We start from the raw sequence: 14,880 nt of genomic DNA, 5'->3' as shown, positions 1-14,880 counted from the left end.
AAGGAGTCATCCAATGCCTGGCTACCGCGCCAACGAGGTCGCCGTCTTCGGAGCGACCGGCTACACCGGCAGACAGATAGTTCGCGAACTACTCGGCGCGGGCCGTGACGTTGTCTGCGTCGGCCGCGACCGCGCCAAGCTCACCGCCCTCACCGCCGCGCTGGGTCGGCCCGTTCCGATCGAGGTGGTGGAATTGACCGATCGTCCTCGGCTAGAGGCCATCTGCGCCACAGTGACCACCGTCGTCAACGCCGCGGGTTCGTTCGTCGAGACGTGCGAACCGATCGCTCGCGCCGCCATCGCCACGCGAACCCACTATGTCGACATCAGCGGCGAGCAGAGCTCGATCCGCTTCGCTTTCGACAACCTGCACGAACCCGCCGTCCGCGCCGGGATCGCGGTGATTCCCTCCGCAGCGTTCTATGCGGCGCTCGCCGACATGCTCGCGTCGATCACCGCCGCCGACTTCGACCACATCGACACGGTTGACATCGCCTACGACATCACCGGCTGGATCCCCAGTGGCGCCGCCTACACCAATTTCCTGCGCGGCATCGGCGAACCCATCACCCAGTTCGATCACGGCTTCATCGACGTCGCGACACCTGCCTATGGCACGGCAGACTTCGGCCGACCGCAGGGAATACAGCCCACTTTCACCTACCCCGCACCGGAAGTCCTCACCCTCCCACGACACCTGAGCATCGACCGCATCCGGACATCGATGACGACGTCCACGTTCAAAACAAGAGTTCCGGACCGACTCGCGCCGACCTTGACCAGAGCGATCGGAAAAGGGTTGCGCAGTCCGGTCGCTCCACTTGTGAAAAAGGTTTTGAGCGCCACGACCGGCTCCTCACACGACAGGATCGATGACGATCCCACCCGCTTCCGGATCGCGATCACAATCCGAACCGACTCGATCGTGTGAACAGCAAACCTCGCCGCCGAGGGGATCTTTGACATCACCGCACCGATCACTGCCAGAATCGCCGAGCTCACCCTCCAAGACTCATTCGAGGCAACCGGTGCGTTGGCCCCCGCGCAAGTAGTCGAACCGAACACCTTTCTCAACGGGCTAGCTGCGCAGGGCCTTTCGTACCACCTAGGCCCTGCGGAAGGCGGTTTCGTCTAGCGTGACCGGCAGGTCGGTCGCCGCGGAGTGGGAAAGGCCCATTCGTGGGTTCGATGTCAGGAGGCCCACTGGTGTCGAGCGAATTTCCTGGGGCACGAGCCCGTGCCGCCGATCCCCCGACCCGTGGCGCTGCCGTCGGCTAGGTCATGTCTCCCAATAGCTTCAGCCATTCGACCGTGAGGGCCGCGTCGGTCGCGATAGCTGGATAGGGTAACGGCGTGGCTTTAGATTACGTCGTTGACCTACCGTGTCGGCCGAAGCAGACGCTTGGCACCGGAAAGATCCTCGAACTGCTCATCCTGCGAGGTGCGGCGATGTTCACGCTTGACGATAACCAGCACAACGTCGGAAGGCCTTGGCGCAGACTGACTTTCAGCAATGTAGTGACGCGCCCGACGGGCGCGGTGAAAGTCAAGTCAAGCGTCACCAAAGCACTCAAGCAAGCGGCCCAGCTCGACGCCTTCGTCGACGATTGCCTAGCCTGCCCAGCCAATAACGACGGACACAGCGGCTTTGGCTGCTACGGCCGGGTCAACTACCCCCTCGACCTCGCTACCGAAGAAATGCTGCTGTCAATGTTGCCCGATGACCTCACCGCCGCAGGCGCGGGTACCGAATTCAAAGCTGGGTGGGACTATTTCGGCTGGGACGGTAGTCAGGCGGCCGAGGTGCGGGCGGCGAGCCGGACCTTCTTCGAGTCCCCAGTGGCCCCTGTCCGGCAATGGCCGACTGGTGAAATACTTACCGGGGACCAGGTTTTCGAGATGCTGTTCATTGGCCAGGGCTTCGAATGGTCCTTGGCGAAGCTGCTCGCCATCTCCTTCCGCCTCATCATCCTCGACGAGGAAGCCGGCCCCCTCCTGGACCTCGCGATCCCCGAGAGTGAGCAGGCGAGCCAGGTCATCGCATATCTCAATTCCATCAGCTTCGCGGCCTTGAACGAACTGCCCGTCCTGCTCGACGGTTAGGGTATCGGGGCTAACGCGGCGGCGGGCCGATGACGATTCGGCTAGGTCATGCCTCCCAATCGGATTTCCAGTTCACGACCGGTAGGCCGTCGGGACGGGCATCATGTTCGCCGTGGCGGAGACTGCGGGTGATCGGCATCAGGTTCTGACGGACAACCAGTGGGAACTGCTCGAGCTGCTGTTACCGAAATCCGATGGCCGCGTGGGCCGTAACTTCTCCAACAACCGCCAGGTCGTGGAGGGAATGTTGTTTCGGTTGCGAACCGGGATGCCCTGGCGGGACCTGCCCGAGGTGTTCGGTCCGTGGCAGACGGTGTGGAAGCGTCACCGCCGTTATGCCGCCGACGGCACCTGGGATCGGGTGTTGGTCGCGTTGACCGCGTTGGCGGACGCGACCGGCAACCTCGATTGGGTAGTTTCGGTCGATTCGACGGTCGTGCGGGTGCATCAACACGGCGCCAACACCCGTCGTGGTGGTGGCGTGGTTGCTGGCCCGGATGGTGAGTTATGAGCCGGCTGATCACGGGATCGGCCGGTCTCGGGGCGGGCTGACTACCAAAGCCCATCTGGCCACCGACGGCAACGGTCGCGGTCTGGCGGTATTGATCACCGCGGGCGGGCGTTCAACAAGGCGAAGCATTGGCGTGGTGTCGCGACTCGTTACGACAAGCTGGCCTGCACATACCGGGCCGGGATCGTCATGGCCCTCGTGGTCGAATGGCTGAAGCTATTGGGAGACCTGACCTAGTCGTCAGGAGATGCGCGGCGGTTGCGTTTGGTGACGCCGCGCCGCTTCTTCGCGGAGATGCGACGCTCTTTCGCTCCACGCGAGGGCTTGGTCGCGCGGCGAACAGGTGGCGGGGCGGCCGCGGCGTCACGCAGTAACGAGGCCAGGCGTTCGCGGGCGGCCGCGCGGTTCTGCAGCTGTGCGCGTTGCTCCGATGCGGCGATCGTGAGCACCCCGTTGACCAGGCGGGTGGCCAGGCGGTCGAGCATCCGGGTGCGCAGCCACTCCGGCACCGAGGGCGAGTTGGCGAGGTCGAACGACAGCTCTACCCGGCTGTCGGTGGTGTTGACGTGCTGTCCTCCCGGACCGGACGACCGGGAGAACCGCTCGCGCAACTCGGACGCGGGTATCACCAGCACCCGAGTCACAGTCAGGTCCTCTGCCATGATCCGACGCCGCTCTTTCCCATTCGCGAGTCGACTTGGCCAGGTCGGTCCAGCTGCGACTGAATGCTGACCTTGTCGTTCATGATAGCGATGCTTGGAGACCTGTCCTAGCGGAGCTCGTCGGCAAGCTGTCGAGCCCGATCGCAGTTTTGCCCTTCGGTCAGGGTGCTGACAGTGGGGACATCGACGTACACCACCTTGTCGCCGAAACGCACCAGCACGCCGTTAGCGGGGTCGTCGTCGTCCTTGGTGACAGTGCAGAACGCTTCGTCGCCGTGCCGGATGTCGTACAAGTAGAAGGCTCTCAGCGTTTGCGCCTCGTTGGGGTCGCGGGTGAGGGATTTTGCCCGCTCACGCTGAAAAACAGCTGGCGCATCGCTTCCGGTCTGCGTCCTCGCGTACACCATGCTGTTGCCCACGCGATCGCCGTCCTTCCATCCGCTGACATATCTAGCGCAGATGTCTCCTTCCGCCAGCACGTTGCTGTCCAGGTGCGGGGCCGAATCGCCGGAAGGCGAGGGCCGGTAATTGAACCCGTCAACCGTCGTTCCTGCGTCGAACACATCGATGACGTCCGCATTCGACAGCTTCTTGCACCCATCGCTGAAGTCGGAGATCCGGGGGATGTCACACGCAGTAGCTGCCATCGCCACAGCTATCGCGACCACCACTGCCGATGTCGCTGTTCGCAGCGTCATTACGCGGCCCGTGTGTTTGGAATCCATCGGTCCCCCTTGCGGCGCTTCGTGTTCGGCTAACACCTAGAGCAAACCATCAGTTCCGGCGCCTTGCATCATCGTTCCACAGCGTTGTCAGCCACCCACCGAACGCGAGCCGTTGCTCGATACCGACCAATGGAGCCGGGACCCTGCGGGAGCGGACTCGATCGAGAGACATGACCTAGGCGAACCGGGTAGTCAGCTCGGAGGCGATCTCGTAGTGGCGCACGAGGAACGAGCGTTCGTCGAGCTTCTTGCGCCGCAGCCAGCCGGTCACCTCGGCATTGCACTTGCTGGCGTTGCATGAGCCGCACGCGGGCACGACATTGCCGAGCGTGTAGCGGCCACCGCGCGAGATGGCCTGCACGCAGTCCTTCTGCAGCGAGGTGACCGGGGCGCCGCAATACGCGCACCCGCCCCACGACGTCTTGAGCGCGTCCCACTGCGCGTCGGTGAGGTCGTGGGTGACCTGAGCCATCCGCTTCTTGCGCTTGCGCGCGGCGCGAACCTGTTTGCTACCACCAGTCGGCACGAGGGGTGACAGTACGCGTCGCGATAGTCAACGGGTCGGAGGCGAGCACAGTTGGGCTCTACCCACTGGATTCGTCAATGCCAGGTGTGGTGGGTGTCGTACCACTGATCGCCGGCCGGCTCCCCGGCGAGATTCCAACTCCAGGACTGCACGGGTGTGATTCGTAGGTAGTAACCAGGTCCCACCATGCCTGTTCGCTCGACTGGCGGTTCGGCGCGACCGTAGACGCGCAGGCCGCGGGCGATGAACGGGTCGAGCGACAGCAGGTCATCGACGACCAGTGCCACCTCGCCGTTGCCCGCCGCGACATTGCGCGCCTTGCGCGTCCTGGGGAAGGTCGCACCACCGCCAACCCAGAAGAAGGTGCCGTCGAATTCGAACGCGACCGGGACAACGTCGGGCTGTCCGTCCGCGGTGCGGGTGGCGAGGCGAGCGAGCGGTTGTGACCGGAGGTAGCCGACTTCGGCATCGGTGAAGCTCATACCATCGGATTATCCCTTACGGACCACGCAAACCGAATCAGCTGGGTTCGCCCGGGACGCTCTTTGAAGTGCAACAGGGCGCGCAGTCGCGAACGCCCGCTCATGCCGACGAGCGTCAATCAGTCTCAACCCGGTCGGGCTGATCTACGCTTTTAGGCGGATCGATTCTGCGGAGTTCACTCGAATGTCCCGCCCCCATCGTGCGAGGAGACGCTCATGACCTCGAGTTGGAGAACAGATCCCGTCCAAAGCGGCTGGTCGGTGGAGCTTTTCTGGATGCGGTATGAAACCGGCACGCTATACGGCTACGGCGTCACTGGGACTGCCCCGGCGACCGGAGATGGGAACGTCTACCAGGTCAGTTACAGGTTGAATGAACCCTTCAAGCCAGAGCCCGGCGACTCTGCCACCGACAGCTTTCCGACCATCTTCCAGTCGACAGCGAAGATTTTCTGGAGACAAGTTCAGAGATGGACACGAGGTTAAACTCGTCGACGGACGCGCTACGGTTTTCGATGGGCCCAAACGGCGGTACCGAATCGTCGCTCGCGAAATGGACCTGAAACCGCCCCGCGATCGCCTGGAGCCGATTGGGCCTGTCATCGTCGTCGGCGAGGGCGTCAGCACCGTTCACATCGGAGGAGTTCGTTGATTCAGCAGCCATCTCGTGCACTACCGCTGATCGAGTGAATTGACTCGCACGGCCCCGCCTCACCCCTGAGCAGGCGGGGTCGTGGTCGTGCAACGCACTCACATGCCGCCTATCGTGCGGTTCAGGCCGGCCGGACTGAGGCTCTGCTCAACGCACGCAAATGCCGATGAGCGATAGTCCGCTGAGAATTAGCCCGGCAGGGCATGGTTCGAGCCCTCGCTTGGTGCGCCGGTACAGTTCGGTGCGACGCTTGGCAGGAGATGCTCGAACCCAACCAGGCCGTGGCCAACAGTACCTCGGCTGCGATCAGGAGAACATGTTGAGCGCGGAACCTGTAGATCCAGCGGCTGCCAACTACGCGCCGTGGAGTCCATCGAGAGCGTATTCAACCCCGGGCACCCGCGTGTCCTACAAGAATGTGGTCTGGCAAAACTCGTACTACATCGATTCCGGCGAGAACCCTCCTGACCTCAATCCCGGTTGGGGGCTAGTCAGCAAGGCCTAGAAGTAGAACGACGGCGTCGGTCTCGGTCTGCCTCCGAGCTTCAAGCGGATCGGATCGCAACGGTGCCGACAGGACCGACGTCCGGTAATGCCGTGAACTGCGCGTTCGGCAGACGAGACCGCTGAGACCCAGGACATCCCGTAACGCCGAGTTGAGTGTGTTTGTCTGGTTCTTGACCCACCGGCCGTTGTAGCCGCCTTCGTCCGTGGGCGAGTTCACTCATTCGTTTCGAGCTCTGCTGCCCGTGGCTCACCAGTCTCGCCCGGCGATCAATTCCGCGGAATCCGCCTCCGTGAAGCCATAGGCCGCAGCGATCAAGCAGAAATCGTCGGCGATCAATTCGCGCGCGACCGTCTCGATTTCGCTACCGGCCGCCTCGAACTCCGTCTGCAGGTCGTTGAATTCCGCCGTCGCGGCTTGCGTAAGCACGTACAGGGTCGCCAGATCCGATGGTCGTTCCGCCTCGATTGTCTCGCACAGCCGCAGCAATACCGCCCTGCACTGGTCGAGCACGGCATCGGGAAAGTAGGGGTCCTCGTACATCTCTTGCAGGAACGCATGCCCTGCGGTCTGATGGTTTGTGATCGGCATGGCGCTTCTCCGTCTCTCGGTGTGACGCGTCGATCATGCATGACACCACCGACAGTTGCGCCGTCACCGATGCCCTCTGATCCGCTGTCCGAACTGACCACGAAGCGTCAGCGACGTGCACATCCGGGACCGCCCCAGGATCGGCATAGCCGCGCTGAAACTATCGTGTCCTCAATCGCACAGAGATGCCGCTGTGCGCGCAAAGCGAAGCAACCATGCCGGAGTAGCTGGTGGACCAGAGATGCCGGGCTCAGAACATCCGCATCTGCCGCGACCCACCGGTTGAGGCTAGTCTCGACCGGAGGCTATTGCTCTGCCGCGAAACCGGTAATCGCCTGTATTCGCTTTGCGAGTGCGGCGCAATCGACTGTTCGGGTGGTGTCGACCACGACGGCGGGGCCGAGCCCCAGCGGTGCGGCATGGACAGCCCAGTGGTCCCATTCCTGGTCCAAACGTTGCCGGTCTCGATGGATGGCCGCACGTTGCCGAGTGGCGTATCGGGAGCGTGCGACCTCCGCGGGAACATCGCACCATATTTCTACAGTGCGGCGGGCACCGGATCTTTCGATGCCCGCACGTGCGAACGCCAGATCCCGTGGCTTGAACCACCACGAGTCGATGACAACATCGGTCGGCGTTCGGGCGGCCAGTGCCCAGATCGTGTCCATGGCGACGCCGCCCAATTCCGGTACGTCGACAGCATTTTCGATACTGGCGGCGAGTGCTTCCTTGACCGCGTCCTTGGATAGGAACCACGCGTCCAGCGACCGTGCGAGTTGGGCGCCCAACGTCGTCTTGCCCGCCCCGGGTAGTCCGTTCACCAAGACCAGAAGTCCATCCACCCGACAGATCATCGCTCAACGTGGATCAAGTCCGCCGGAACGCACCCTTCTGCCGCCAATCGTGCGGTTCAAGCCGGCCGGACTGAGGCTCGGCCGAACGCACACAAATGCCGAATGGGGCGTCTCTCCCGGGGGTCATTGCCGAGTCGGGAGCTCGGCCAGCCGCGCGGAGATGGTGTCCTTCAGCTCACTCATCGTTTTCGAGAAGGCGGCTTCGACATCCACCTCGTACCGATGGGCCAAGATCAGAACCGACCAAAGACAGTCGGCGAGTTCATGTTCCAGCGCTTCGCGTCCGCCTGGCATGGATCGCGTACCCTCCGCTGCCATCACGAGTTTCGCGAGGTCACCTACATCGCCTACGAAACCGAGCACGAAGTCTTGCCGAGTCCATGTCCGGCCTCGTTCGACGAGGTTCAAGTCGTCGTAGAGGTCGTGCACTTCAATTGCGCGTGCTTGAAGATCCTGAATGTCCACGTGTCAGGTCTACCAAGATCTATTGTGCGACGGTGGATCTGGATATCCGCACGTGCCGCTGGGCGCGCAGCTACCCACCACGAGAACCTGCGCAGGTATAGGCCACCCACAACCGATCGTGGTTGCCTCGCCCAGCTCCGGGGCTCACACGCAGTCTGCCGCGGCGCCGAGTGTGCGAGGGTGGAGGACATGACGGTAGAACGGTTCGAGGTCCAGCGGCATGTCTCCGCGTCTCCTTCGGAGATCTTCACGCTGCTGTGCTCCCCCGAAGGGCATGTAGCCATCGACAGTTCGGGCATGTTGCAATCGGCGGAGGGAAAGCCTGTCGCGGGTGTCGGCGACGAGTTCATCGTGCACATGGACCGCGAGTCGCTGAATGACCTGCCGATGGGCAAATACGATGTGACAGTGATCATTACCGAGTTCGAGCAGGACAAGCAGCTCGAATGGACGATCTCGGGCACGATCAAGCCGCCGATCGAGCACCGGTACGGCTATCGCCTGGAGGCCGACGAGACCGGCACCCTGGTCACCTCGTACTACGACTGGAGCAAGATCGCGCCCCGCTACCGCGAGGCCGCTATCTTCCCGATCATTCCCGAGTCGGCACTACGAGCCACCCTCGGCATACTCGCCCGTACCGTCCAGAGATAGTTCATGGCTGCGTCGCGGTCCATTCGCGGATCGCGGCGACGAACTCCGCGGGCGCGTCCGATTCCACGTAGGTGCCCGCGCCTTCGACGATCACGGTCTTGTGGTCGGTGAACGTCGCTTCCAGGCGCTCGCGCTCCTGAGGACGGAAGGCGATGTCGGCGTCACCCCACACGATCAGTGTCGGCAGGTGGGCGAGGTCGGTGAGGCCGGCCTCGACTTCGGCGAAGAAGGCCCGGCTGGCGAGGACCCGACCAGGGAGTACCGCGGAGGCCTGGCGCCGCTCGGGGGTGTCCAGTGCCCGGCGGTAGTGGGTCATCTCGGCTGCTGTCGGCTTCCGCCTGCGGTGGCCGGTGGGGATGAACGTGGTGACGAGAACGTTGAATCGCCGGATCAGGAAGCGGCTCGGGAGTCCGCCGATGATGCGGGAGAAAGCCTCGAAGTGGAGGACGCCGTTGACCGGCCACGCCCAGGTGTTGGCGAGCACCAGCCGATCGAAGACGCCCGGCCGCCGCTGCGCGACCGCAAGGCCGATCAGGCCGCCCCAGTCCTGCCCGACCAGCGTGACCTCATCGAGGGCGAGCGTGTCGACGAACCCGGTGACCACGTCTGCGTGCTCCTCGGGCCGGTGACGGTAGCCCGGCTTCGGCGTCGACAGCCCGAAACCCGGGTAGTCGAGGGCGACGCACCGGAAGTCGTCGCGCAGCGCGCGGATCACGTCGCGCCAGAGGAATGACCAGGTCGGGTTGCCGTGCAGGAACAGGAGTGTGGGACCTGACCCCTCGTCGACGTAGTGCACGGTGTGCCCGTCGATATCGACGAATCTGCTCTCGAACGGGAACAGATCGTCGTCGACCCAGCCGGGCCGCACACTCTTGGTGATATCGGCCATGGTGGCCCCCTCTGGGCTCGGCATCGAAGGTATGCTTGAGCATGTCACGCGCACTTGAGAATTTCAAGCGATTGTAGGAAATGATGCGTAGCTACGGCCAGTACTGCGGGCTCGCCCGATCTCTCGAAGTCGTCGGCGACCGGTGGAACCTGCTCATCGTCCGCCAGCTCCTGATCGCCCCCGCCCGCTACCGCGACCTGCTCGACGGCCTTCCCGGTATCGCGACCAACCTGCTCGCCGACCGGCTCCGCGATCTCGAGGCCGCCGACGTGATCGAGCGGCGATTGACCGGCGAGGGAAGCATCGTCGAGTACGCCCTCACGCCGTGGGGCGCCGAGCTGCGCCAGCCGATCGACAGCCTGATCCGCTGGTCCACCCCGTTGATGGTCCGCGGCCCCGCCGACGATGATTCCTTCCGCCCCGGGTGGCTCGCCCTCGCCGTCCCCGCACTGCTCGATACCCGGGTCGAGGTCCGCCCCTCGGCGACGGTCGGGCTCGAGATCGGCGGCCCGCCCCTCCAGCTCCGCGCGACGCACTCCGGCTTCGAAGTCGGCCCACACGACGGTCGCGACCTCGACGCGACCGTCCGCGCCGACCCCGCCTACATCCTCGGCCTCGCCGCCGGCGCCCTCCCCCTCGGCGACGCCCTCGCCCTCGGACTGGTCGAGATCGACGGCGACGAGTCCGTCGTCCGCACCGTCTTCGCCGCCTGACCGGGCCGCTCCGCACGGTGGCAGCATCTGTTGTCGCCCAACGCATACCGGATCGGTCCGAGCCGGGGGGTGCCGTCCAGGCGTGCTGCGGTGTGATGATCGAAGTCGCACGGAATGGGCAGTCGCCGTAAGAGCCACGGGTTCAACAACGTTCACCGCATGGCAAGATCGGCGAATGTGGAAGGACCTGATCCGAGAACTCTATGAGGATGCGGAATTCGGACCGGAAGCTTCCGGCACGGAGATAGACCAGGTCGAGGGGCGTTTGGGGCAGGCCGTGCCGAACGAGTTGCGAGAGCTGCTGCGGCACACGAACGGTGTCCAGGCCGAGTGGGGATCAGGGCTGGTGTGGTCGGTCGAGGAGATCATCGATCAGAACACCCAGTTCCGTCGTGATGCCGAATTCGCGGAGCTGTACATGCCCTTCGACCAGCTGATGTTCTTCGGCGACAACGGCGGTGGTGACCAGTTCGCCTACGTCCGACTGCCATCGCGACACAACACCGGCGTGTATGTATGGGATCACGAAACCGATGACCGCAAGTGGGTTGCCGGTTCGTTGACCGACTACTTGCAACGGCGAGCAGCCGCCGAGGGCGACAGCTGGTACAAGTGACCGCGCCGCCACCCTCGAGCACCCACGATGCCCGACTACTCGGCGCCGCGACTGGCGAAGTCGAACGACCCGCCGTCGATGCCCCAGGAGATGATCCGTTCGGGATGAATTCGGATGATCGTGCGTTCCTGGTGCGGGAACGGTGGTTCCTCGTCATCGAGCACCTCGGCCTTCCCGCGTACCTCGATGCCGCGAATCACGTAGGGCTCCAAGGAAACCTGTTGGTCGATAACGAACGACACCCGGCTGCCCGCCTCCACATTGCGATACTTTCGACTGGCACGCATCCGCATGCCCCCGATATCGATCGTGCCGTCGGCGTTCACCCGATAGTTGGTCGGGTTGTTCTGCACAACGCCCTCTGGTGACACCGTGGCCAGTCGGCCGATCCCGGCCTCCGCGAGGAACTGCTGTTCATTGATGGTGAAGGTCATGACGATTACTCCTCGGTGAATTCGATTTCAGGTGCGCCCCGCACCGCGTGCTCGGAGATCAGAACAGGATCAGCGCGGCGCACAGGCCTGCGATGGCGATGAACTGCAGGGTGACCCGGTACTTCAGAATGCTGTCCCACTTGTCCTGCAGCGCACGGGCATCGGCCGGAATGATGCCGGTCTGGGCAGCGGCGGTCTGCTGGGTATTGATCGGTTTCGCGATGCGAACGTAGAAGGCGAGCCAGGTGAGCAGTGCCGCCACCGTGATCCCTGCCGCGACAGCGGCACCGATCCGGCCGGCCGCGATCGCGATCACCAGGGTGAGCACCGCGGTGACCACACCGCCCACCCCGAAGACCGGCATGCGTTTGTCGCCGTAGTAGTGGCCCCAGCCCGCACTCACGGTCACGGTCGCGTCATCGAGCTTGCGGTACACGGACCGCATGATCACGGCCCCGCAGACATCGGTGCCATAGACGATGGCGTTGGCGAGAACGGCGACGGCGGCGATGATCTGGCCGGTGACAATGAGCATTTCGGCTTCCCTTCCTACTATCTAGCATCGCTAGAAACTGGAGCAACGGTAACACTTGCCCATCGGCCTGTCTAGCGCTGCTAGATTTCAGATCGCTGCCGTGGCGGACCCTCAGGCCTCGCCGTAGAGCTGACGGAAGTCTTCGAGGGTGCCCGTGTAGTACTCGTAGTCGTCGACGAGGTGTGCCCGGGTGATCCTGTCGGGCTGCTCGTGCGCGAACTGTTCGCCGAGATCGGACCAGAATGCCTCGGCAGGCAGCCTGTCCGCGCCTTCGGGCAGATCCGGCCGAAGCACGACGTGAGCACGCGAAAACCTGCTTGCGGCAGGACTCAGGGGTGCCACACAATGGGCGACCGAGGCCAGGACCTGTGGAAATCCCGAATCGTCGAGACGCATGCACACGCGGCGGCGCTGGGGCGTGGCGACTGGATGGGCGAAATTGGGCGAATGGGTGGTTCATGTTCGATGTGATCATTGCCGGGTGTGGGCCGACCGGTGCGATGCTGGCCGCCGAACTACGGCTGCACGATGTGCGGGTGCTCGTTCTCGAGAAGGAACCCGAGCCAGTGGCGTCGTTCGTGCGCATCGTCAGCCTGCATATTCGCAGCCTCGAACTGATGGCGATGCGCGGACTGCTCGATCGCATTCTCGAACGCGGACGACAGCGTCCGGTCGGCGGCGTCTTCGCCGCGATCGCCAAACCCACGCCCGAGGGCTTGGATTCCGCGTACGCCTATCAGCTGGGTATCCCGCAGCCGATCATCAATCATCTGCTCGAAGAACATGCGATCGACCTGGGTGCACAGGTCCGGAGCGGTTGTGCGGTGGCCGGTTTCGAGCAGGACGACGAGGGGGTGACGGTCGAGCTCGCCGACGGGGAGCGGCTGCGCTCGCGGTACCTCGTCGGCTGTGACGGCGCGCGCAGCACGGTGCGCAAGCTGCTCGGCGTCGGCTTCCCCGGCGAGCCCTCGCGGACCGAGACGCTGATGGGCGAGATGGAAGTGGGTGTGCCGCAGGAGGAGGTCGCCGCCAAGGTGACCGAGATCGGCGACAAGCGATTCAGCCTCAGGCCCTTCGGCGAAGGGGTCTACAGCGTCGTGATCCCCGCCGCGGGAGTCAGCGAGGATCGCACGGAACCGCCCACTCTCGAGGATTTCGCACAACAGTTGCGCGCTGTCGCCGGAACCGATTTCGGCGTGCACTCCCCCCGCTGGCTGTCCCGCTTCGGCGATGCCACCCGGCTGGCCGAGCGCTATCGGGTCGGTCGGGTGCTGCTGGCAGGCGATGCGGCGCACATCCACCCGCCCGCAGGCGGTCAGGGCATGAATCTGGGCATTCAGGACGCAGTCAACCTCGGCTGGAAACTCGCCGCACAGATCCACGGCTGGGCGCCGGAAACATTGCTGGACACCTACCAAGCCGAACGTCATCCGGTCGCCGCGGACGTCCTGGACAACACTCGCGCCCAGGTGGAGCTGTCGTCCACGGAACCGGGCCCGCAGGCCGTGCGCAGGCTGCTCACCGACCTGATGGACATCGACGAGGTGAATCGCTCTCTGATCGAGAAGATCACCGCGATCGACATCCGCTACGACTTCGGCGCGGGCCCCGACCTGCTCGGCCGCCGCCTGCCCGACCTCGACCTGAAACAGGGCCGCCTCTACGACCACCTACATCAGGGCCACGGCCTGGTACTCGACCGCACCGAACGCCTGACCGTCGACGGCTGGTCCGACCGGGTCGACCTCATCACCGATCCCACTGCGGCACTCGATGTTCCAGCGCTGCTGCTGCGCCCCGACGGCCACGTCGCCTGGATCGGCGAGCACCAGCAAGACCTGAACACCCACCTCTCCCACTGGTTCGGCGAGCCCACCAACTGATTTCACCGGAGCAACGGGCGCGGACGATGACCACGCTCAGCGCATCCTCAGGCATGTCGACAATCAGCGCATGGTCGATCGCGTCGCCGACCTCGTCCAGCGCGACCGTTGTCCACGGTTGCCGGAAGCGGGAATCTCGACCCGTCCACACCGAGCACGCTGATCCTCAAGTGCGCTCAGCACCGTTCGGCCACACCACATCGACCTGAAGTCCCCGCTCACGCGCCGAAACGACGACCGTCCCGGTACCGGCGCGCCGGCCTTCCTTCCCGTCCCACACTGCGATCATCCGATCGGCCTCGCCGATGAGGACCTCGTTGGCGGCCTCGTACGCATCGGCGCCCGCGCTGTCGAAGTCCATCACCCGAACCGTCGTCGCCCGGTCGATCAGCGCGTCGAACTGCGTCAGGTGGTCCGGCGGCACCTTCGCCTCCCGGTAGTCGCGCGAGGGCAACACCACCTCGAGGTGTCCACCCGCGTCGAGGATCGCTTCGGCGAAGATGCTGTCGGCGCCGCGGGCGATACAGGAAATGCCAACCAGATTCGGTGTGTCGGCGATCAGGTCGGCGATCGCCTCGCGAACTATCGGGACCGTGTCGGCGGCGAGGTTCATGTGCCCGGTGATGCTGATTCGCATTGCGCCATGATGCCGGATCGATCAAACAGTTGAGCGGATAGCCGGGCTCTGCTCCGGTCCGGCCAGGTTCTCGACGTATTCCGCACCCCACTGGTTCAACTCGGTGACGAAGCCGCGCAGCGCTTTCCCGGTCGGTGTGAGCGAATACTCCACCCGTGGTGGGACTTCGGGGAATGCGTGTCTGCTGACGATGCCGTCTTGTTCCAGCTCGCGCAGCTGGCGGGTGAGGACCCGTGGGGTCACCTCGCCGACCTTGCGGCGCAATTCGCCGTAGCGCAGGGGCTCGTCGAGGAGGTATTTGACGATCGTCATCTTCCAGGCTCCGCCGAGCACGGCGATGCTCACTTCGACGGGGCAGCTACGCATCGCTCGCACGATCGGTGCCCGGACTTCGACCTCGGTAGTCATACGCTCGATGGTATCCAATTCGTCCATATGGACAA

Annotated in this window: 20 protein-coding genes; 7 read left to right on the top strand and 13 right to left on the bottom strand. The window is 64.2% G+C overall.

All coding sequences use genetic code 11. The features are described 5' to 3' along the window. Positions 1-13: 13 nt before the first annotated feature. The 3 genes from ACFWPK_RS10685 (at position 14) to ACFWPK_RS10675 (ending at position 2,614) form a co-directional block, all read left to right on the top strand. A complete protein-coding gene (locus tag ACFWPK_RS10685) occupies positions 14-931 on the top strand; it encodes a saccharopine dehydrogenase NADP-binding domain-containing protein (protein WP_378914380.1) in 918 nt (305 codons plus the stop codon). A gap of 422 nt (positions 932-1,353) precedes the next feature. Next, positions 1,354-2,103: a hypothetical protein gene (locus ACFWPK_RS10680; protein ID WP_378914379.1), complete on the top strand. Its 750-nt coding sequence runs from the start codon at positions 1,354-1,356 to the stop codon at positions 2,101-2,103. A 103-nt stretch (positions 2,104-2,206) separates the two neighbouring features. Further along, positions 2,207-2,614, top strand: a complete 408-nt coding sequence (locus tag ACFWPK_RS10675; RefSeq protein ID WP_378914378.1) for an IS5 family transposase — start codon at positions 2,207-2,209, stop codon at positions 2,612-2,614. 233 nt (positions 2,615-2,847) lie between these two features. On the opposite strand, the gene arfB is transcribed toward ACFWPK_RS10675, so the two are convergent. From arfB to ACFWPK_RS10640, 7 genes are all read right to left on the bottom strand, one after another. After that, on the bottom strand, positions 2,848-3,276 hold the full coding sequence (arfB, locus tag ACFWPK_RS10670) for an alternative ribosome rescue aminoacyl-tRNA hydrolase ArfB (protein ID WP_328402264.1): 429 nt from the start codon (positions 3,274-3,276) through the stop codon (positions 2,848-2,850). Positions 3,277-3,383: 107 nt separating this feature from the next. Next, positions 3,384-4,001: a hypothetical protein gene (locus tag ACFWPK_RS10665; protein ID WP_378914377.1), complete on the bottom strand. Its 618-nt coding sequence runs from the start codon at positions 3,999-4,001 to the stop codon at positions 3,384-3,386. Positions 4,002-4,176: 175 nt separating this feature from the next. Then, the gene (locus ACFWPK_RS10660) at positions 4,177-4,527 is read right to left on the bottom strand and encodes an HNH endonuclease (RefSeq protein WP_378914376.1); all 351 of its coding nucleotides are present in this window, start codon (positions 4,525-4,527) and stop codon (positions 4,177-4,179) included. Positions 4,528-4,601: 74 nt separating this feature from the next. Then, on the bottom strand, positions 4,602-5,009 hold the full coding sequence (locus ACFWPK_RS10655) for a PPOX class F420-dependent oxidoreductase (protein WP_378914375.1): 408 nt from the start codon (positions 5,007-5,009) through the stop codon (positions 4,602-4,604). A 1,406-nt stretch (positions 5,010-6,415) separates the two neighbouring features. Continuing rightward, a complete protein-coding gene (locus tag ACFWPK_RS10650; RefSeq protein WP_378914374.1) occupies positions 6,416-6,757 on the bottom strand; it encodes a DUF5713 family protein in 342 nt (113 codons plus the stop codon). A 305-nt stretch (positions 6,758-7,062) separates the two neighbouring features. Then, the gene (locus ACFWPK_RS10645; protein WP_378914373.1) at positions 7,063-7,599 is read right to left on the bottom strand and encodes an AAA family ATPase; all 537 of its coding nucleotides are present in this window, start codon (positions 7,597-7,599) and stop codon (positions 7,063-7,065) included. A gap of 135 nt (positions 7,600-7,734) precedes the next feature. Continuing rightward, positions 7,735-8,076, bottom strand: a complete 342-nt coding sequence (locus ACFWPK_RS10640; protein WP_378914372.1) for a nucleotide pyrophosphohydrolase — start codon at positions 8,074-8,076, stop codon at positions 7,735-7,737. A gap of 189 nt (positions 8,077-8,265) precedes the next feature. Here ACFWPK_RS10640 and ACFWPK_RS10635 point away from each other — a divergent pair, with 189 nt between their 5' ends. Then, positions 8,266-8,730, top strand: a complete 465-nt coding sequence (locus ACFWPK_RS10635) for a polyketide cyclase (RefSeq protein ID WP_378914371.1) — start codon at positions 8,266-8,268, stop codon at positions 8,728-8,730. Between the two features lies 1 nt (position 8,731). Here ACFWPK_RS10635 and ACFWPK_RS10630 read toward each other — a convergent pair whose 3' ends face one another. Continuing rightward, positions 8,732-9,643, bottom strand: coding sequence for an alpha/beta fold hydrolase (locus ACFWPK_RS10630; protein ID WP_378914370.1), 912 nt, complete (start codon positions 9,641-9,643; stop codon positions 8,732-8,734). Between the two features lie 59 nt (positions 9,644-9,702). On the opposite strand from ACFWPK_RS10630, the gene ACFWPK_RS10625 reads away from it, so the two are divergent. Together ACFWPK_RS10625 and ACFWPK_RS10620 are read left to right on the top strand one after the other, a co-directional pair. Next, positions 9,703-10,332, top strand: a complete 630-nt coding sequence (locus tag ACFWPK_RS10625; protein ID WP_378914544.1) for a winged helix-turn-helix transcriptional regulator — start codon at positions 9,703-9,705, stop codon at positions 10,330-10,332. Between the two features lie 175 nt (positions 10,333-10,507). Continuing rightward, positions 10,508-10,948: an SMI1/KNR4 family protein gene (locus tag ACFWPK_RS10620; RefSeq protein WP_378914369.1), complete on the top strand. Its 441-nt coding sequence runs from the start codon at positions 10,508-10,510 to the stop codon at positions 10,946-10,948. 35 nt (positions 10,949-10,983) lie between these two features. Here the strand turns inward: ACFWPK_RS10620 and ACFWPK_RS10615 are convergent, their stop codons facing one another. The 3 genes from ACFWPK_RS10615 to ACFWPK_RS10605 form a co-directional block, all read right to left on the bottom strand. After that, positions 10,984-11,382: a PPOX class F420-dependent oxidoreductase gene (locus ACFWPK_RS10615; RefSeq protein ID WP_378914368.1), complete on the bottom strand. Its 399-nt coding sequence runs from the start codon at positions 11,380-11,382 to the stop codon at positions 10,984-10,986. A gap of 58 nt (positions 11,383-11,440) precedes the next feature. Then, on the bottom strand, positions 11,441-11,917 hold the full coding sequence (locus ACFWPK_RS10610; RefSeq protein WP_378914367.1) for a DUF1772 domain-containing protein: 477 nt from the start codon (positions 11,915-11,917) through the stop codon (positions 11,441-11,443). Between the two features lie 111 nt (positions 11,918-12,028). Next, positions 12,029-12,211 (bottom strand): hypothetical protein, encoded by a 183-nt coding sequence (locus tag ACFWPK_RS10605; RefSeq protein WP_378914366.1) that lies wholly within the window; start codon positions 12,209-12,211, stop codon positions 12,029-12,031. Positions 12,212-12,375: 164 nt separating this feature from the next. Here ACFWPK_RS10605 and rox point away from each other — a divergent pair, with 164 nt between their 5' ends. Beyond that, positions 12,376-13,800: a rifampin monooxygenase gene (gene rox, locus ACFWPK_RS10600; protein WP_378914365.1), complete on the top strand. Its 1,425-nt coding sequence runs from the start codon at positions 12,376-12,378 to the stop codon at positions 13,798-13,800. Positions 13,801-13,966: 166 nt separating this feature from the next. On the opposite strand, the gene ACFWPK_RS10595 is transcribed toward rox, so the two are convergent. Further along, entirely contained in the window at positions 13,967-14,437 is a 471-nt protein-coding gene (locus ACFWPK_RS10595) for a hypothetical protein (protein WP_378914364.1), read from the bottom strand. A gap of 21 nt (positions 14,438-14,458) precedes the next feature. Continuing rightward, on the bottom strand, positions 14,459-14,845 hold the full coding sequence (locus ACFWPK_RS10590; protein ID WP_378914363.1) for a winged helix-turn-helix transcriptional regulator: 387 nt from the start codon (positions 14,843-14,845) through the stop codon (positions 14,459-14,461). Positions 14,846-14,880 lie beyond the last annotated feature (35 nt).

It is taken from the genome of Nocardia sp. NPDC058519, from assembly GCF_042719755.1.
Lineage (GTDB): Bacteria > Actinomycetota > Actinomycetes > Mycobacteriales > Mycobacteriaceae > Nocardia.
The sequence above is the reverse complement of the archived record's forward strand: the minus strand, read 5'-3'. Positions and strand labels throughout refer to the sequence as shown.